Below are 20015 nucleotides of genomic sequence, written 5' to 3'. Positions count from 1 at the left end.
AGCAACAGCTTCACTTACTTCCTGATCTTTTTTTACCAGCACATCAATCTCCTGTTTTATTTCATTCTCCTGTTTATCAAAAAAATCAATTGTCTTCCTAATCCGCTTTAAAGTGGTTTTGTTGGGAAAAGCTTCACTTTCTTCTGCATGCAGGTGATTTTTTGCCATTGTTCGTTGCTCTACGATTTGATTTCTTTCACGGGTGAGCTGGCGCAAATTTTTATAGGACTTCTTAGGGCGCTTCCAGGTTTCTAATTGTCTTTCCAGCCCAAAACGTGCAATAGCTTGTGAAGCAGTTTTGTCTGTAACCGTCTTGATGTCAAGTGTTTTAGCATAATGGCTGATTTTATTAGGCAACACTATACTTACCTTCCAGCTCTTATCGTCGAGGAAATAAGCCAGAGATTCATGGTATACCCCTGTAGCTTCCATTACAAATAAAACAGGGGCATCTTCTTTGATCAGCTTTTTTACCCAGGCAACCAGGTCAACAAAACCTTTTTCATTGTTTGGAAACGTTTTGCCTGCATATATTTCCGTGCTCAACTGATTATCTATTCTGCCCAGGCTAACTACCAGTTCTTTTTGGGCTACGTCAATACCTACTACCTGTTTTAAAATTTGTTTGTCGCTCATTACCAATATTTTTTTTTAATAAAAAGTGATTACCCCCTTCGTTTTGTCTCCTGGTTGGATATCCTGGATATACTACGCATTTTGCGGTATTCCTTACATTCTGTTCAAACTCTAAAGGGTAAAAAAGAGTGAGGTAATATCTCAGTGACAGTATGCTTTAGCTACTTAGGCACAATTTACTCTCACCCTTTTTCACTTTTGGGCATCAAATCTATTGGTATATTAAACAACTTTGAAAATCCTGTTTTTTGTATATGGCAAACATAGGAGGCGCAGAAGCACAGAAAATATAAAGAAGGATTTAACTGTGGATTTCTGTGAAAAAAGCTCTGTGCAACCTGTGGTTTTAAAAATCCCAGAACAGCTCGAGCTTCACCCTTAATTTGGCAGTCGATATTGTAACTATTCTATTGTAGTTTGTCAGAGTTTTCCTTCATTTTCAATTGTCACTTTTCAATTGTCAATTAATTAATCTTTATTTTTCGCCTCCTTCATCGCAGCCTGCATTGCCTCTTTGTTCTTTTCGTATTTTTCGTATTGTTCGGGGCTTAGTACTTGTTTAAACTCTTTGTCTATATCGCCCATATCGGATTTCATTGATTTGGCAGCTCTCGCTTTTTGCAATTTTCTTTTTGATTCTTCAACTTTTTCCTTTCCCTGCATCAGCTCTGTCAATTGTTTCAGATTGAGTTGGTAGACTTGCGGAACTTGTTGATCTGTTAGATCAAGCTGCGTTGTCATCATCTTTGTTTTTAGCTCTGCAGCTTGTTCCATTTTGTGCTGATTGAATAATTTCATCTGATCGGGAGTAAGCATTTTTTGTAGAGAGGCATTTCGCTGTTTCATAATGCCCATTACTTGTTGAGCGAGTGCTTTGCCCTTTAGCGTTGTATCTGCCTTCGCTTTCTGTGCCAGCTGAAGAAGAGAGGTTGCTGCAGTCTTGTTCAGGCCAAGCGCTTCAGTTTTTTGTTGGTCCGTGAGTTGAAGATAGGCGAGGCTGTCCGTCATGGCCTGCGAAAGTTTATCGACAGCCTGCTGTTGTGCTTTAGGCTTAAATGAAAGAAACAATAAAAAGAGAACAAGCCATGCAGTTTTGCGTAGTGGGAGTCTGGATAACATAGGTTTAAAATTTAGCGTGACTAATTATGCAGGGTTATTCCAAATTTGCATTTAATCGATTGCGTTTGTTGCACGCCATTGATCCGGCAAGCTGAAGCTCAATAGCGAGCAATCAGTACAAGTGAGTGACACAACAAAAGTTGAGTAGCGTACTACAGCAGGCAAAGAAAAACCTGAAATTCCGGTTGCTGAGCTTTTGTTTGGTCCAATAGATCAACAGGTTCAATAAGTGATTTGTTCACTCATGAAACAGAAAGATCTTCTCTTAGTTATTTGAAACCAGGTAGCTAAAAAAATGTTCGATTTATTTTTTACTCTTCAGCAGTGCCCCCACTTTCACTACCACATTTTCGATGGTAAAGCCATATGCCTTCATTACTTCGTCGCCCGGAGCAGATTCGCCGAATTTTGTAATGCCCAGTATGCTGCCTTCATCGGTTACATATTTGTGCCAGCCTAACGGAGAGCCGGCTTCAATTGCAAGTCTTTTCTTTAAAGTGGGAGGAAATATCTTTTCCTTATATGCAATATCTTGTTTGTCAAACAACTCCCATGAAGGCATGCTCACAACCCTCGCTGCAATTGATTCCTGCGCCAGCGCCAATGAGGCTTTTAATGCCAGCTGCACCTCAGACCCTGTTGCGATTAGAATTACCTGGGGAGCTGTTTCTGGTTCGGCTAAAATGTAGGCACCTCTTTCAAGTTCTGTTGCTTTTGTATGTTTTTGCTGGTCGATGATCGGGAGCTTTTGTCTTGTGAGCACCAATACAACGGGGCCGTCTTTGTGTTCAAGTGCAACTCTCCATGCCTGGGCGGTTTCGTTTGCATCCGCGGGTCTTATCAGGGTGATATTCGGAATGGATCTTAACGAGATTAATTGCTCAACCGGCTGGTGTGTAGTGCCATCTTCACCAAGGCCAATGCTATCATGGGTGTAAACAAATATCGGCCTGATCTTCATAATAGCGGCAAGACGGATAGGCGGACGCATGTATTCCGAAAATATGAGGAATGTTGCGCCGTATGGAATAATGCCTTTGGTAAGGGCCATTCCATTCAGAATACTTCCCATAGAATGTTCTCTCACGCCAAAATGGAAGTTTCTGCCTTTGTAGTGGCCGGCCGAAAAAGATTCGTAATCTTTCAGTAATGTATCGGTTGAAGGAGCCAGATCCGCAGATCCGCCAATCAATGCGGGCAGCATGCCGGCTATCGCATTCAATGTTTTGCCTGAAGCGGAGCGCGTGGCCATTTTTTCGCTTTCTTCAAAAACCGGAAGCCTGGCTTGCCAGCCTTCAGGTAATTTTCCGCTGCTGAATAATTCGTATTCTGCAGCCAGCCCGGGATGTTGTTCTTTATAGCCAGCATACAGATCATTCCATTCCTTTTCAAGCTGTGCACCTTTTTCGCCTTCCTGTCTGTAATATTTAAGCACCTCATCAGGAACTACAAAGCTTTTGTCAGGGTCAAATCCAAAATTCTTTTTTACCAGTTTCACTTCCTCTTCACCGAGCGCAGCCCCATGTGCTTCTGCCGTGTCCACCTTATTGGGACTGCCATAAGCAATATGTGTACGTACTTTAATGAGTGACGGACGTCCGGTTTCTGCCTTTGCTGCTTCAACTGCTTTTTTTATTGCCTCTACATCATTCCCATCGGCCACTTCCTGAACATGCCACCCATATGCTTCAAAACGTTTAGCAACGTCTTCATCAAAAGCCAGGGCTGTATTTCCTTCAATAGAAATGTGGTTATCATCATAGATGTAAATAATGTTGCCCAATTTCAAATGCCCTGCAACAGAAGCGGCTTCACTGCTTACGCCCTCCATCATATCCCCGTCGCTGCAAACGGCAAAGATCTTATAGTCAAATACGGGAAAACCTTCTTTATTATAGCGTGCTGCAAGGTGCTTTTGCGCTATAGCCATGCCTACGCCATTTGCAAATCCCTGTCCCAGCGGACCGGTAGTTACTTCTATACCGCTCAATAGGCCATATTCAGGGTGTCCCGCTGTTTTACTGCCGAGTTGCCTGAAACTTTTTATGTCTTCCATGGTAATATCATAGCCGGTAAGGTATAAGTAGCTATACTGAAACATACATGCATGGCCGGCTGACAAAACAAAGCGATCACGATTGGGCCAGTCCGGGTTAGCAGGATTATAACGCATCATTCCGGACCATAAAACGTGGCCGATCGGTGCGATAGCCATCGGTGTGCCGGGATGCCCGGAGTTAGCTTTTTGAACAGCGTCAGCAGAAAGTATCCGCACCGTGTTGATGCATAAGTCGGTTAAATTGTCACTCATGGAAAAATGATTAATACGTTTAAAAACAATCAATCTACCGGGGAATAATCGCAGCATACTTGTTCTCCGGCAATAAGTCTATGTAAAATAGCGGTTTTATTAAAGCCTGTCAAGTCCCGCGCATTAAACTATTATCACTGTTTGCTTTATTGGCATTTGACAGGTTGGATGAATACCTCAAATTATATACCAGTAGTGAAAGAGAATAGTGAATTGTCAATAGTGAATGGTGAAGGATGCGGGCATGCAAACAGTCAATGGTGAGTGGTGAATAGATGACAGATCTGCATGGCATAATCTCCATGAACCTCAGTGTCTGCTCAGTGTTTCTCCTATGTAACTGTATTTTCTTGTTTCACAGATGAAAGGCAGAAGTAGGCACGGAGTTGCACAGAGACTTTCAAATTAATTCTGTCACATGATTTTTGATTTTCCATAAAATATTGTATATGATTCGATTACAATTAGGGGGCAGCATGTAACGTTCGAGGCATTAAAAAATGGATTTAATCAAATGATTAAATTACTTGTTTAAATCAAAAAAACATTTTTCCTTTGTAGTCAGAATTTGTTTCTGTTATGGCTAAAGCAAGAAAACAACAAGAAGAAGAACTTACAGAGGATCTTTCTACAGAAGAGAAAATAAAAGAGGCAGCAAGGACAGTCTTTACAAAAAAAGGATATGCGGCTACGCGTACAAGAGATATTGCAGAAGAAGCGGGTATTAATCTTGCCTTGTTGAACTATTACTTCAGAAGCAAGGAAAAATTATTTCAGCAGGTAATGAGTGAAAATATTCAAAAGCTCTTTGGGATAATTCTCCCGTTAGTGACAGATGCAACAACAAAGCTCGATGTGAAGATTGAGTTGATCGCCTCAGCCTATATCGATCTGATCCGTCAAAACCCTGACCTGCCACTCTTTGTGTTGAGTGAGATCAGAAATAATCCTGTTCAGTTTAAGAATCGTGTGCCTTTGGACAAGATATTGGAAAACTCATCTTTGATAGAACAGCTGAAAGAAAGACGGCCTGATATCCATCCCGTCCAGTTTCTTCTTAATGTACTTGCATTATGTGTATTTCCATTTGTATCACGGCCAATATGGCTGGCTGCAAAAGTATTTGATGAAAAAGAATTTGCAGCTGCAATGGAAGACCGAAAAAGATTGATTCCCGTTTGGGTAAAAGCAATGCTCAAAGCGAAATAGAATTCTATGTTTAATCAGTTTTAAAATATTGCAGGAATGAGTACGATACGCAGATATGTGATGATGCTTACTTGTTGTTTGCCGGGCATGTTTGCCAGGGCTCAGTCAAATTCAATTACTATTGAAGAGTGCTATACACTTGCGCGAAATAATTTCCCGCAGATAAAAAAGCTTGATCTTATTAGTAAGAGCAGTAATTATTCCCTGGAGAATGCTTCCAAATTGTATTTGCCGCAGGTAAGCGTGAATGGCCAGGCTAGTTACCAATCGCCCACAGTTACGTTCCCGGATATTCTGCCCGGTGTTCCGGGGCATGTTCTGCCACAGTTAAGTAAAGATCAGTATAAAGTAACTGCTGATGTAAGCCAGTTGATTTATGACGGGGGGAATATTAGTAATCAAAAGGAACTTATCAGGGCGAACACGGCCTCTCAACAGCAGAGTGTTGAAGTAGCCCTGTACTCAATAAAGGAACGTGTTAACCAGATCTTTTTTGCCATTCTTTTAATGGATCAGCAATTGCGACAGAACGAGATCAGGAAATCCAATCTGCAAAATTCCGCTGATAAAGCCGCGGCAGCCTTTGAATATGGTACAGCTTTTCGCAGCAATGTAGATGAACTGAAAGCAGAAGTTATCAGTGCAGATATGACGAGTATAGATTTTGTTTCTACACGTACAGCTTACGTAAAAATGCTGGGCATATTAATCGGTAAGGAATTAGATGACAGCACAAAACTGGTAATGCCGGAATTAAAAACAACAGGCCCTGAAATTAACAGACCGGAATTGAAATTATATGACCTGCAAAGAAATGCGTTAGATGTGGAAGAGCGAAGATTAAAGACCGATCATACACCCAAATTCAGTGCATTTGCGCAGGGCGGTTATGGCAGACCGACACTCAATTTTGTCGATAATAGCTTTGGAACATGGTACATGGTTGGTGCAAAGTTTACCTGGAACATTGGCAGTTTTTATACACTAAAGAACAATAAGCTTAACCTGGATATCAACCGGCAGACAATAGAGGCTGAAAGAGAAACATTTTTGTACAACACAAAGATATCGCTGCAACAGCAGGATGGAGAAGTGATCAAATATCAGCAACTGTTGAAAAAAGATATAGGTGCTGTTGAATTAAGAACGTCAGTAAGAAAATCGGCGGAGGCACAACTGGCGAATGGTGTTATTACGACGCATGATTACATAGCCCAGGTAAATGCAGAGGATCAGTCCCGCCAGTTGCTCATACTGCACCAGGTGCAATTGCTGCAGGCCCAATACAAGATTAACTATACTTCAGGCAATTAAAACAGAACGCATTATGATAAGGAGCAAATTGAATGTATTAATCACGCTGTCAGGGTTTATTTTATTGGCAGCCTGCTCAGACAAGATTGACTATGACGGAGCGGGCAGTTTTGAAGCTGATGAGGTAATTGTTTCTTCTCAGCAGAATGGGCAGCTTTTATCTTTTTCGGTAGAAGAAGGAAACGCTTTAAAAGCGGGTGATGTTGTCGGGCAGGTTGATGTGGTAATTCCTCAGCTGCAAAAGCAACAGGCCGAGGCATCGATAGCTGCACTTAGACAAAAAACAACTACCTCTAACGAACAAATTGAAGGCGTAAAAAAACAATTGGCTGTACAGCAAGCCCAGCTTGAACAGCAGCTGAGAGAACGGCAGCGCACAGAGAACCTTGTAAAAGCAGACGCTGCTACACGCAAGCAACTGGATGATATGAATGCTGCAATAGATCAGCTACAAAAGCAGATTGCAGCGACAAGACAACAAATTGCTGTGTATGAATCCAATACTTCTAACCAAAACCGGAGTGTGCTAAGTGAAAAAGGTCCGTTGGAAGTTATGGCCAAACAATACCAGGAGCAAATTAACCGTGGACAGATTATAAATCCTTTAACTGGAATAGTTCTTACAAAATATGCTTTAGCAGGAGAAATGACCGCTGTGGGTAAGCCATTATACAAGATTGCCAACCTGGATACGCTTACGTTAAAAGCTTATATAACCGGCGACAAATTGAGTGACATAAAGAGGGGGCAAGTTGTTACTGTTAGAATAGATGAGGGCAAAAAGAATTATAGAACTTATCCCGGAAAGATTTCCTGGATAGCCGATAAATCAGAGTTTACGCCAAAGACCATACAGACAAAAAATGAAAGAGCAAATCTTGTCTACGCCGTAAAGGTCAAGGTGAAAAATGACAGCCGGTTGAAGATAGGCATGTATGGGGAGATGATCATTAAGGGCGGCAATAGTCAATGATCAAAAGTCAATAGTGAATGGTCAATAGTGAAAGGTGTAGCCTTTTAATTACACTTGTCAGTTCAATTTTTGGTCTTTTTCTTTTGGAAAATTAAGAAGCATAACAAATTTCAAGTATTCGCACCTTTCACTATTGACTATTCACTATTGACCAGTTGAGCTGATAGAAAATAATTAAGCTGTCGCACCTTTCACTATTCACCATTCACTATTCACGATGAACTCTGTAACGCTACAAAATATCAAAAAGACTTACGACAAGGGTAACGTCCTCGCCGTTGACGATGTTTCTTTTGAAGTAAAGGAAGGTGAATTGTTTGGATTGATAGGTCCGGATGGTGCCGGGAAAACGTCGATATTCCGCATTCTTACCACTCTATTGCTTGCAGATAGTGGCAGTGCAAGTGTTGCGGGATTTGATGTGGTAAAAGATTATCGTGCGATAAGGAATAGCGTGGGATACATGCCGGGAAAGTTCTCGCTCTACCAGGATCTTACAATCAGGGAGAACCTGCAGTTTTTTGCAACAGTATTTGGAACAACTGTTGAAGCAAATTACGACCTGATAAAAGATATTTATGAGCAGATAAAACCTTTTAATAACAGGCGCGCAGGAAAGTTATCCGGTGGCATGAAGCAGAAGCTGGCATTGTGTTGTGCGCTAATCCATAAGCCGAATGTTTTGCTATTGGATGAACCGACTACGGGTGTGGATGTTGTATCGCGGAGGGAGTTTTGGGAAATGTTGAAGAAGTTGAAAATGCAGGGCATTACCATTCTTGTCTCAACCCCTTATATGGACGAAGCCAGCTTATGTGAACGGATAGCGTTGATTCAAAATGGAAAGATCATGTCCGTAGATACACCTGATAAAATTATTGGGTCCTACCCGGTTGATTTATATGCGGTGAAGTCGGAGAATATTTATAAGCTGCTGGTTGATCTGCGAGCTTACGGTGAGGTGGCAAGTTGTTATGCATTTGGAGAATTCCTGCACGTTACAATGAAAGAAGGTTCGGGTGCGGAACAAATAGAAAAATATGCTTCGGGAAAAGGACACCAGCATGTGGTTGCAAATAAAATAGAGCCAGGTATTGAAGACAGCTTTATTCGTTTGATGAGTGTTCGTGATGCTACAAAAAGCTAGTATTTTTTTGCTGATGCGTCATCAACTTAATTTGATAACAGATGGAAGAGAAGGTGATTATATGTAAAGAGCTGACAAAATCTTTTGGAGATTTTTATGCAGTCAACAAAATTTCCTTTGATGTAAACAAAGGTGAAATTTTTGGTTTTCTCGGTGCCAATGGTGCCGGTAAAACAACAGCCATGCGTATGTTGTGCGGTCTTTCTTTTCCAACTTCAGGAGAGGCTACCGTTGCCGGTTTCAACGTGTATAAGCAGCAAGATTCTATTAAGAAGAATATAGGTTATATGAGCCAGAAGTTCTCACTTTACGAGAATCTTACAGTGTTGGAGAATATATCTTTTTTCGGTGGTGTTTATGGTGTTCGCAAAAAGGAAATTAAAGAGCGGAGTGAAGAACTGATTCAAACACTTGGTCTGCAAAATGAAACAAAGAAACTGGTAGGAGAGCTGCCACTGGGCTGGAAGCAGAAGCTGGCTTTTTCAGTAGCTATATTTCACAAACCTAAGATTGTGTTCCTGGATGAACCCACCGGAGGTGTTGATCCTTTAACGCGAAGACAATTTTGGGATATGATCTACAAAGCCGCAGATGAGGGCATTACCGTTTTTGTTACCACACACTATATGGATGAGGCGGAATATTGTAACCGTATTTCAATAATGGTGGATGGCAGGGTTGAGGCACTGGATTCTCCGGGTAAATTAAAGGAGCGTTTTTCGGCAGATTCAATGGATGAAGTGTTTTATAAACTGGCAAGAGGGGCGAAAAGAGGCGAGTGAGTTGTAAGTTGTAGGTTATACGTTGTACGTTGATTAGAGCGAAGATTTGTTGTGCAGAATTTTTAGAATTGACTTTTAAAGGCTTTTTATGAAGCAGTTATTGGTGTTTATAAGAAAAGAGTTTTTTCACGTGTTTCGCGACAGAAGGACATTACTGATCATGTTCGGCCTGCCTGTCGTTCAGATCGTGCTGTTTGGCTTTGCGTTGTCCAGTGAAGTTAAAAATATCGATATAATTATCTACGACAACGCGAAGGACGTTAACTCGACACAGATCATCAATAAGATAAAAGCCTCTTCTTATTTTATCATGGATAAGGAGGTAACAACTTACAGTGATATTGAAAAGGAATTCAAGAAAGGCGATGCAAAATGCGCCCTGGTTTTTCCGGCCAATTTTGGTAGTGATCTTGTAGCAACGGGTAAGGCGCAGGTGCAGATCATTGCAGACGGATCAGATCCGAACATTGCGAAAACCGTAGTGAATTATATAACTGCGATAGTATCGGATTATCAACAGGAGATCAATCCGGCAGGACAAATGCAGTACAAGATCAATCCGGAAATGCGAATGCTGTATAATGAAGAGCAGAATGGCTCACTCAATTTCATCCCCGGCGTTATGGCGCTGATCTTAATGATTGTGTGCACTGCATTAACATCGGTTTCCATCGTAAAAGAAAAGGAACTTGGTACAATGGAAGTTTTACTGGTATCACCATTTAAACCAGTGCTTGTATTAATTTCAAAAGCGGTGCCCTATTTAATTTTGTCATTGGCCAACTTTACTTTGATCTTGTTCTTGTCTGTGTATGTGCTTGATGTTGAAATTAAGGGAAGTATATTTTTGCTTTTTGTGGAAAGCACATTATTTATTATTACCTGCTTGTCGTTGGGATTGCTAATCTCCAATGCGACCAATTCACAGCAAGCCGCGTTGTTACTTTCACTAATGGGTATGATGCTCCCGACACTCATTTTTACCGGCTTCTTAATGCCACTGGAAAATATGCCGGTTCCGTTCCAGGTTATTTCCAATATTGTTCCTGCGAGATGGTATTACCTGATCATAAAATCCGTAATGCTGAAGGGACTCGGCTTTGAGTTTGTCTGGAAAGAAACGCTGGTGTTAATAAGTATGACGGTTGTGCTGTTATCAATTGCGTTGAAGAAATTTAAAATCAGGTTGCAATGAGAGTACTTGGATTTATATTACGCAAAGAGTTTCGCCAGATCTTACGGGATAAGACGATCCTTGCTATGATGTTTGTGATGCCTACCGTGCAGTTGATCATCTTTCCGCTGGCAATGGATTTTGACGTAAAGAGTGTGAATGTATCTGTTGTAGACAATGATCATAGCACCTATTCAAGGTCGCTGATATCAAAAATCGGGTCATCCGGTTTTTTTAAAATGATCAGCAGCGCATCTTCCTACAAAGAAGCTTTGAAGTCGATAGAAAGCGGAAAATCTGATGTCGTATTGGAAATTCCGGCTGGTTTTGAACGGAATCTTGTAAGAGAGGGAAGTCAAAAACTGGGGCTTTCTGTAGATGCCATCAATGGTTCAAAAGCAAGTATTGGCGGTTACTACCTGAATGCAGTTATTGCGGACTTTAATGCCGGCCTCGATGTGAATCTTAAAAACAGAAATACAGCCAGTCAGAAAATTGAAGTAACCTTTAGCAATTGGTTTAATCCGCTTGCTATGTACAAATACAATGTGGTTCCCGCCGTGCTTGTACTGCTGCTGACATTGATTGGCGGATTTATGACCGCGCTGAATATTGTACGGGAAAAAGAGATTGGGACAATCGAACAGATCAACGTAACGCCTATCAAAAAATGGGAATTTATTCTGGGTAAGCTCATTCCTTTCTGGGTTATCGGTTTAATTGTTTTTACTGTTGGGCTTTGTGTCTGTTTTGTGGTGTATGGTATTTTTCCTAAAGGGAATATCCTCTTACTGTATTTGTTTGCGATTGCTTACCTGGTTGCGTTACTCGGTTTTGGGCTGCTCATCTCCACTTATAGCAACAACCAGGTGCAGGCCATGTTCATCGCATTCTTTTTTATGGTGATCTTTATGTTGATGAGTGGTTTCTTCACTTCTACAGATAGTATGCCGCATTGGGCAAGAGTGCTTTCAGAATTTACGCCTGTTACCCATTTTGTGAAAGTGGACAGGATGATTATTTTGAAAGGCAGTGGGTGGAATGATGTAAAAACCGAATTCTTCTATTTACTCTGTTTTGGCGCTGTGCTCAATGGCTGGGCAATATGGAATTATAAGAAAACGAGTTGAATGTGCAAATGGGAGAATATGCAAATGTGCAAATATGCAAATGTGCAAATCTCTGTGTAACTCCGGTGCGCCACGAGGCGTGCGTTTTTTTTAGAAAGATTAAATACCTACTTGTATGAAAGTTACAAGCGACCCAATTTGCCGTTCAGGTTGAAGCAGTCATGATACTGTTGAAGGAAACGCAAACAGTAAAGCTCATGATGTTGCGAGAGCTGTAAGCTGCATGAGTAAGGCTTCGTTACACTAATGACAGTGGTCAATCAGCCGGAGACGATGAAACCTGCCACCTGCTGGAAAGAAATGGCGAACTGAAGTACCCATAAATGGCAAAACCAGCAGGACTGTCCGGAGTAAGATCATGTTGCGTGCAACTCAAAGGTAGCGCATGAACGTGGGATCCCCTAACGACGAGCGCGAGTCACAGCGTGAGGGCGAGGGAGTCGGATGAACCCATAGTAGTGTCAGATGACCGAAAAGGTAAAAGCGGTCGTAGCGAAGGGGTTCTGCTAAAAACAAGGAATGTAAACAAGGTTAACAGTCAGAATTGATGAAAGATCATTAAAAAGGCGGAGCATTGGAATAAGCAGAAATGTTCAAAAGACATAGTGGCGAAATACCCGATGCAGAAATGTTATAAACCCTGCAGACAAGCCTATATCAGAAGGCTAAAGAGAAAAAAGAAGTCAAAGCAAAGTAGCTTATATGGACAACAAGCATTCGAAGTAATAGTAAAAACTATCACTCAATAGATACTACGAAATACAAATTGCCGAGACAACCTCTTAAGCCGAGACGAAGTTTTTAGGAAAGCCGTATGCGGGAAAACCGCACGTACGGACTGACGAGGGAGAGAGGCAAAGAGACTACTATTTTGCCTACTCTCTACTCTACTGCGATCTCTGTGGCTCTCTGTGTAACAGTGTGTTTTCATTTGCGTGACAAATTTGAACTGGACGCGGCACTAAGTTTTATTTTGTTTTCATATATCAATGCACCATCACACTAACATAATGTGATAATGCACATTGTCCGCTTGATTATTATTATAACAAGCCATAACACAATAATGTATGAGTCTCAGCCACTGCAAAAATGCGGTGTCCGGTCAGTTGTTCATAGTCTTCTACTGTTCGCCATTCATCATTTATAACACCTCGCCCATCTTATTATATAAGCCTTTTATCAATTCTCAATTGATTGTTTGCAAGCTTAAATTACTTTTGTTCCGCGTTACTTCAAAGCAAGATGTTAAGTCCTGAAACCCTTTGTATAAGTGCTTAACTAACTAACCGGCTTAAAGTAAACCCTTGTTTAAATCAGGAATAATTTTCAGCAATCATTCAATATGTTTTTTGTCACACACTGAGGTTATGTAAAATAGCCAGAGGATGTGCTTTGCCAATAACAATGTATGATGGGCGAAAGGGGAGAAGTGTGTTCAGACATAGACGACCATGTAATTGTTTATAATACTAAATCAATACTTTTTTAAAAACAAAACGTAAAATCAAAATGAAAAAAGCAATCTTAATTCTTTCTGCAAGTGTGGCTCTTTATGCATCATGCAAAAAGGATGACAACCCTACTACACCTTCTCAAAGCGGAATTACAGGTAAATGGACAATTGAGTCAACTCATTCCAAAGGAATTTCTGGAGGGGAGCTCTTTGACACTACGATTCTGGGAACGCCTGGAGAATATGTTGACGTTCGCAGTGACGGTAAAGCGTATTCTTATCAAAAAGGCCTGTATGACACTACATCCTACAAATTGTTGGACAACTCAAGGATCGTATTCCTGGATGAGGAGGACCCCTCTGCTTCAGATACGGCTCAAATCAAAACACTCACCAAAAATTCTCTTGTTATCTATCAAAAATGGGTACAAGGAGAAGACTTTACAGAAGTAACACAGAATCTGAAAAAATAGATCTGGTAACATAAATAAAACAAAGGCTTAAAGCTGTGAACAACAAAAAGTAAAAACATTTTACTTTGTTCGCACACTTTAAGCCTTGTTATTTTCAAAAAGCAACAGCATTTTTTCATGTTTATGCTATTACGGTTTTGTCTTCAACCTAGGCATAAATCGTTATGTCCAGCTCAGTCTTAAACTTTCTGTTTTGCATTCTGATAAGTCCCACTGCGCGTCAATAAACGTACAACGTATAACGTATAACGTAAAACTTATACCTGATGCCTGATACCTCACACTTACACCTCAAGCCTCACGCCTCACCCCTCACACCTCAACTTCCCCCGCATAAGCAGCTTCAAGATCTGCAATGATCAGTTTATCCATTTTCATCATCGCGTCCATTACTCTTTTCGCTTTAACCGGATCTTTGTCCTGCAAATATTTCAATAAAATATCAGGCACAATTTGCCATGATAATCCATACTTGTCATTCACCCAGCCACAGCGATCCTTATGGCCACCTTCTGAAAGTTTTTCCCACAACACATCAACTTCTTCCTGGGTTTGGCAATTCACCATTAGTGAAACGGCGGGTGTAAATTTAAAATGTGGGCCACCATTAAAACAGATCAGCACCTGTTCTTCTATTTGTATGGTAACGGACATTACCGCTCCCTTGGGCCACGGACCGCCTTCCGGTGCATACTCTTTAGTTAGTAACTTTGAGTTCTTAAAGAGAGATAAATACAGATTGGCAGCTTCTTCCGCCTGGCCGTCGTACCAAAAGAATGGAGTTATTTTTCGCATATAATTTCATTTTAAATTTTGAACAAAGCAATCAGTTGTCCGGATGACGATGTAAACCTACACTTAGAAATCGAGTTGGGAAAGGTGTATATGCGACATTGTAAGGGGCCGAATGAGTCGGATATTTAATGGTCTGCTATTGCATGCATAATGGAATCAACAAGCTAATTTTGTATTTGTTAAACGATTGTTTTTTCTTCTTCATACCTCGATCAGAACGGATTAATTATCAATAAGATGTAAAGGTTTAGCATGTTTGCAACGATCGATGGACGGTTAAGGTATGTTAATTGTGACACCTGTAAACTACAGAATAACTCAAAAAATAAGGCTATGCATTCCTTACTGGATATAAAAAGTCTGGATGCCATGTTCAAAGAGATTGAAGGACGACACCTTGTGATGCTCGGTGAAGCATCGCATGGAACACACGAATATTATACATGGAGAACATCTATCTCAGAAAAGTTGATACAGGAACAGGGATTTAATTTTATTGCGGTAGAAGGTGACTGGCCGGATTGTTACCTGATTAACCGTTACGTAAAGGGCTATAAAGATGCGGGGGAAAGTATTACGGATGTTTTGAACAGGTTTGACCGGTGGCCTGCCTGGATGTGGGCAAACTGGGAAATTGCGGCTCTCGCGGAATGGTTGCGTCAGTATAACCTGGCATTACCAATTGAAAAACGCGTTGGTTTTTATGGGCTTGATGTTTACAGCCTGTGGGACTCAATGAAAGCAATGATTGAATACCTGCAAAATGAAGATCCACAGGCTGCAGAATCAGTAAAGAAAGCGCTGTTATGCTTTGAACCTTTTAATGAAAATGAGCAAATGTATGCCCGTTATTCCCTTCGTGACAATGGCTGCCGTGATGAAGTGGTTACAATGTTAAGAGAAATAAGAAAGAAGGCTCAATTCCTGGATGGTGACCGTGAAGCGGGTTTCAACACTGAACAAAATGCATGGATTGCAGTTAATGCAGAAAAATATTACAGCAGCATGATAGGATTTGATCATGATAGCTGGAACATTCGCGACACGCACATGATGGATACGCTTACAAGATTAATGCAATTTCATGGAGAAGGATCAAAGGGAATTGTATGGGCGCACAACACGCATGTGGGCGATGCCCGCGCAACAAATATGAGCCGCGCCGGTATGGTAAATATCGGTCAGCTTGCGAGAGAACAATACGGAGATGACGACGTGTTTCTTGTTGGATTCGCAAGTTATGCAGGATCCGTTATTGCAGGAAGCCAGTGGGGAGCGCCGATGCAGGAAATGGATGTGCCGGAAGCACGAGGTGACAGCATAGAAGCAAAGCTTCACAAAGAACACGGTTCAAATTTGTACCTTCTTTTTAGCGAAGAAAAAGACGACATCTATATTCAGAAAATTAATCACAGGGCAATAGGAGTTGTGTACAACCCCGAAAATGAACGGTTAGGCAACTATGTGCCTTCATTGTTGGCCATGCGCTACGACACGCTTATATACCTGGATGAAACGCGGGCGCTGCATCCCTTGTGCGTGAAACTGGAAGAAGAAACAGTGCCGGAAACATTTCCATTTGGGGTATAAAAATTGTCAGTATGCAAACCAGTGAAGTAAAGATTAATTTATTGGAAGGGCAATTTCTTTTTGCCAATCTGTCAATTCCGGATGATTCCAAAGGGCTCGTGATTTTTGCTCATGGTAGTGGCAGCAGTCGCAAAAGCTCGCGCAACCGGTTTGTAGCCGGTATTCTTGAAGACAATGGTTTTGCTACTTTACTTACTGATCTTTTAACGCCGGCCGAAGATTTATTATATAAAAACAGGTTCAACATCGCATTGCTGAGCAGGCGACTGGTAAGAATAACGGAATGGGCTTTGCAGCAGATTGTACTAAAGGCATTACCCGTTGGTTATTTTGGCGCCAGTACAGGTGCGGCCTCTGCATTACAGGCAGCGACGGTTCTTCCGGAAAGCATCAGTGCCATTGTTAGCAGGGGAGGTCGCCCGGACATGGCAAGAACATTAGCCGGTGTCAAATCTCCAACCTTATTGATTGTGGGATCACTGGACATGCAGGTGCTGGAATTAAATCAAAATGTGTTTCGCCATCTTACTTGCGATAAAAAACTGGAAGTTATCAAAGGTGCCTCTCATTTGTTTGAAGAGCCCGGTACATTGCACCAGGTGGCGCACCTGGCCGTGGACTGGTTTAAAAAATATCTTGTTATGAAAAGCCATTATAGTGGCATTTAAAAAAATGTCATGCACTTCAGAGATCGAAATGACGCGGCCCACAGACTGGCGGCAAAACTGGTAACCTACACAAACCAGGATGGAGTGGTGCTCGCCATCCCGCGTGGCGGTGTTCCTGTTGCTTTTGAAATAGCAAAACAATTGCATTTTACGCTGGATCTTCTAATGACAAAAAAAATAGGCCACCCGCGTTATCCCGAATATGCTATCGGTGCTGTAGGTCTTGAAGATAGCATTATCCATGAAGATGCCGGGCTGTCTTCTGAAGATCTGGCCGGAATTATCGCTTACATAAGAGAGGAGTTGCGTCAGCAATACCTGCGTTTTATGGGCAACAACAAGCCTGCTCCGTTAGAAGACAGGATCGTTATTATTGCGGACGACGGAATAGCCACCGGCAGAACTATCTTAGGCACGCTGCCGATGATCAAACGCAGGCATCCGGGTAGGTTGATTATTGCAGTTCCGGTTATTTCGCCCAGGGCGCTAAAGCTACTGCAGGAACAGGTTGATGAAGTTGTTTACCTGCATGCTCCTTTTTCATTTCAGGGTGTTGGCAGATTTTATGAAGATTTCAGACAGGTTAGCGATGAAGATGTTTTGTCACTGCTTGCTGCTGTGAACAGCAGAACACCTCCTGCATATTAATTGAGTTGAAGTATTAGATGCATTTCACTAATTTGATCCTTTGGTCATCATGTGGCCGTTTCCGCTTTGTGGCTTCTTCAGGTCAATGTAAAAGGAAGTACCTTCTCCTACTACAGAATCGAGCCAGATATCACCGCCATAGCCTTCAATTATTTCCTTACAAATAGATAAACCGTAGCCAAAAGAAATTTCGCCGTTAGTACCTTGTCTTCTGGTGTCGTGGTCAGATGTGAATATTTTTTCTTTTAGATTTTCGGGTATGCCTATGCCCTCATCGCGAACTTCTATACGAATACAGTCTTCAGCATCGCTTGCAACAACAGCAATATTTTTTTCCGGTGGCGTGAACTTTATTGCGTTGGAAACAAGATTATTCATTACTCTGGCAAGGCCAGCCGTGTCTCCAACAGCAATTAGATCTGGTCCTAAAGTAATAGTCCGAAAGTGTATTTTCTTTTGATGTGCCTGCCCCTGCATCATCATATTACAGTTGGTGAGTACCTGGGTCACATTCACCATCTTTTCGTTATATTTTCCTTCGCCGTTTGAATTGGTATTTGTGATCAGGATATTATTGATGAGTTCGAGCGCATCATGACAACCTGTTTCCATAACATCCAGCATTTTCATCAGGTTCTTATCATTGCCGTACTCTTCTTTTAGCAGGTAAGTCATAGATGCCAGTCCGGCAACCGGGTTTCGCAAATCGTGGGCAATTATCTGCAAGAGACGGTCCTTGTCTTTCCCCTTTTGTTCGAGATCCTTATATGCTGCCTGCAGATCAGCATTCTGGCTGTTTATTTTATGATTAAGCGATTCCAGGCTTTTTGCATAACGTTTTGAACGTTTCCAGTTGTTAAGCAGTGTGAAAAGAATCATTGTAACAGCTATCAGCAGGATGCAGGCTATAGCTACATAAAGATTGTTTATGGTGCTTTGCTTGGTAAGCACGCCAATTTTGTAGTCGGACTCACGTCTTTTAATTTCGCTGATAATATCAGCCTCGTTCAGTGAACGGTTTACGATTGAAAGGCTGTCGTATAGTTTGTTGTACAGTACCAGCCAGCGATAAGCTTCAGCAGTATTTCCTTTGTGATCCTGTATTTGCCACATCAGTTTATTGAATCGAAGCCTCGTGTTTGTATCAGGGATAGTATCCAGGCCCTTTGCTACTTCCTGCTGCAGCATAAGGGAGGAATCGAATTTATTATTTGCCGCATAAAGCTCAGCGAGACTGGTCTGCATATCTAGTGCAAACCCAACATCTTCTCCGGGATTACGCGTTCCTGAAATGCTTTTTTTATACAATGATTTTGCCCGCTCAAAATCAAATTTTGCGTAGACCTGCGCCGTATTTCCATCAAGCACCGCGCGGGCTACTGCGAAATAATGGGATTGACCCGGAAAGGATTTCTCATTTGAGTCAAGGAATTTGGAGGCCTGGTTGTAATAATAAAGTGCGCTGTCTGCATTGTTCAGCCTGGTATAACTAAGGCCGGTGTTACCTAAAACTTCCTGCCTCCTGTAGAATATTGCAAAATCATTGTTACATGCAACGGAATTTTCAAAAGCACTTTTAAAATAAGTCGCAGCTTCCTCAAACTGGTTCTTTTTATATAACACCATGCCAAGTCTGTAGCTGTATTCGCTGTAGGCGCAGCGATCGGTATTGTCTTCATCAACCATTTTGGCGAGATAATACTGGTAGTAGGCCTGCGTGTATTTGTTCTGCGACTGGTAAATATCGCCGGCTGAAATATGCGCCATTATCTTTTCCCGTAAAATATCCTCACCGTCCTCTTGCTGGTTCACGAGGTAAATAAGACTGTCCGCATATATAAGGGCGCTATCCTGGTTATGTGTAGTAATATGATGGTAGCCACACATAAAATCATAATACTTGTCCTGGGTTTTGAAGTCAAGTGGTTGGCTACTGATGTAAAGTGGCTCGATTAGTTGCAGGGATTGTTCGCTAAAACCCGGCTGGGACATTACACTGTCAAGTATTCTTCCCAGTTTTTTTTCTGATGACTTAACAGATGCAGACGGAAAACCGCAGCCCACGATCATTCCCAACAGGATAGTGGCTGACACATAAATTATGTATTTGCGAACAATATTTAGCATACGCAGGGGGCCGGAAGAATATTTTTAATGTTTTAATAGCAAGTGCGCAATGTAAATTAAAAAGTTTGATCACACCATTAAACTTGTATCTTCAAACTTGATGTTTACAATACTTTCATAAGATGTTTGAGGGTTTCACGCAACGAGCGCAAAGGAGCAGCGACGCAACGGTATTATCTTCTTCGTATGTCGTTACTAGTTTCATTAATGTTCGCTCCATCCCTTAAATCTATAAGGGTTTCACGCAGCGAACGCAAAGAAGCAGCGACGCAACGGTATTATCTTCTTCGTATGTCGTTACTAGTTTCATTAATGTTTCCTCCATCCCTTAAATCAATAAGGGTTTCACGCAGCGAACGCAAAGCAGCGACGCGACGGTATTATCTTCTTCGTATGTCGTTACTGGTTCCATTAATGTTTCGTTCCATTCCTTAAATCAATAAGGGTTTCACGCAGCGAACGC

The 20015-nt window shown here is 41.6% G+C and carries 16 protein-coding genes; 11 read left to right on the top strand and 5 right to left on the bottom strand.

The window, feature by feature from the left end; genetic code table 11:
• The 3 genes from QTN47_RS12810 to tkt all read right to left on the bottom strand — a co-directional run.
• Positions 1–636: IS110 family transposase (locus tag QTN47_RS12810; RefSeq protein ID WP_369329778.1), on the bottom strand; the 636-nt coding region annotated here is incomplete at its 3' end.
• Positions 637–1104: 468 nt separating this feature from the next.
• A complete protein-coding gene (locus tag QTN47_RS12805) occupies positions 1105–1755 on the bottom strand; it encodes a DUF4890 domain-containing protein (protein ID WP_369329777.1) in 651 nt (216 codons plus the stop codon).
• Positions 1756–2059: 304 nt separating this feature from the next.
• Positions 2060–4066: a transketolase gene (gene tkt / locus QTN47_RS12800; protein WP_369329776.1), complete on the bottom strand. Its 2007-nt coding sequence runs from the start codon at positions 4064–4066 to the stop codon at positions 2060–2062.
• A gap of 579 nt (positions 4067–4645) precedes the next feature.
• On the opposite strand from tkt, the gene QTN47_RS12795 reads away from it, so the two are divergent.
• The 8 genes from QTN47_RS12795 (at position 4646) to QTN47_RS12760 (ending at position 13724) form a co-directional block, all read left to right on the top strand.
• Entirely contained in the window at positions 4646–5275 is a 630-nt protein-coding gene (locus QTN47_RS12795; protein WP_369329775.1) for a TetR/AcrR family transcriptional regulator, read from the top strand.
• 36 nt (positions 5276–5311) lie between these two features.
• Positions 5312–6589, top strand: a complete 1278-nt coding sequence (locus QTN47_RS12790) for a TolC family protein (protein WP_369329774.1) — start codon at positions 5312–5314, stop codon at positions 6587–6589.
• 13 nt (positions 6590–6602) lie between these two features.
• Entirely contained in the window at positions 6603–7562 is a 960-nt protein-coding gene (locus tag QTN47_RS12785) for an HlyD family secretion protein (protein ID WP_369329773.1), read from the top strand.
• 217 nt (positions 7563–7779) lie between these two features.
• Positions 7780–8709, top strand: coding sequence for an ABC transporter ATP-binding protein (locus QTN47_RS12780; RefSeq protein WP_369329772.1), 930 nt, complete (start codon positions 7780–7782; stop codon positions 8707–8709).
• Between the two features lie 41 nt (positions 8710–8750).
• Positions 8751–9491, top strand: coding sequence for an ABC transporter ATP-binding protein (locus tag QTN47_RS12775; protein WP_369329771.1), 741 nt, complete (start codon positions 8751–8753; stop codon positions 9489–9491).
• A gap of 88 nt (positions 9492–9579) precedes the next feature.
• A complete protein-coding gene (locus QTN47_RS12770; RefSeq protein ID WP_369329770.1) occupies positions 9580–10686 on the top strand; it encodes an ABC transporter permease in 1107 nt (368 codons plus the stop codon).
• Complete coding sequence (locus QTN47_RS12765; RefSeq protein WP_369329769.1) at positions 10683–11795, top strand: ABC transporter permease; 1113 nt, start codon at positions 10683–10685, stop codon at positions 11793–11795. The genes QTN47_RS12770 and QTN47_RS12765 overlap by 4 nt, the downstream gene beginning before the upstream one ends.
• A 1512-nt stretch (positions 11796–13307) precedes the next feature.
• Positions 13308–13724 (top strand): hypothetical protein, encoded by a 417-nt coding sequence (locus QTN47_RS12760; protein WP_369329768.1) that lies wholly within the window; start codon positions 13308–13310, stop codon positions 13722–13724.
• 312 nt (positions 13725–14036) lie between these two features.
• Here the strand turns inward: QTN47_RS12760 and QTN47_RS12755 are convergent, their stop codons facing one another.
• Positions 14037–14519 carry a VOC family protein gene (locus QTN47_RS12755; protein WP_369329767.1) on the bottom strand — a complete coding sequence of 161 codons (483 nt, stop codon included), beginning with the start codon at positions 14517–14519 and terminating at the stop codon, positions 14037–14039.
• A gap of 333 nt (positions 14520–14852) precedes the next feature.
• Between QTN47_RS12755 and QTN47_RS12750 the strand changes: the two genes are divergently transcribed.
• The 3 genes from QTN47_RS12750 to QTN47_RS12740 are packed head-to-tail and all read left to right on the top strand — an operon-like array spanning position 14853 to position 17425.
• Complete coding sequence (locus QTN47_RS12750) at positions 14853–16109, top strand: erythromycin esterase family protein (protein ID WP_369329766.1); 1257 nt, start codon at positions 14853–14855, stop codon at positions 16107–16109.
• A gap of 11 nt (positions 16110–16120) precedes the next feature.
• Positions 16121–16777 carry a dienelactone hydrolase family protein gene (locus QTN47_RS12745; RefSeq protein ID WP_369329765.1) on the top strand — a complete coding sequence of 219 codons (657 nt, stop codon included), beginning with the start codon at positions 16121–16123 and terminating at the stop codon, positions 16775–16777.
• Between the two features lie 9 nt (positions 16778–16786).
• On the top strand, positions 16787–17425 hold the full coding sequence (locus QTN47_RS12740; RefSeq protein WP_369329764.1) for a phosphoribosyltransferase: 639 nt from the start codon (positions 16787–16789) through the stop codon (positions 17423–17425).
• 27 nt (positions 17426–17452) lie between these two features.
• Here the strand turns inward: QTN47_RS12740 and QTN47_RS12735 are convergent, their stop codons facing one another.
• Positions 17453–19519, bottom strand: coding sequence for a tetratricopeptide repeat-containing sensor histidine kinase (locus QTN47_RS12735; RefSeq protein ID WP_369329763.1), 2067 nt, complete (start codon positions 19517–19519; stop codon positions 17453–17455).
• Positions 19520–20015 lie beyond the last annotated feature (496 nt).

It is taken from the genome of Danxiaibacter flavus (assembly GCF_041060425.1).
Taxonomy (GTDB): Bacteria; Bacteroidota; Bacteroidia; order Chitinophagales; family Chitinophagaceae; genus Danxiaibacter; species Danxiaibacter flavus.
This window is presented reverse-complemented; position numbering and strand designations above follow the sequence as displayed.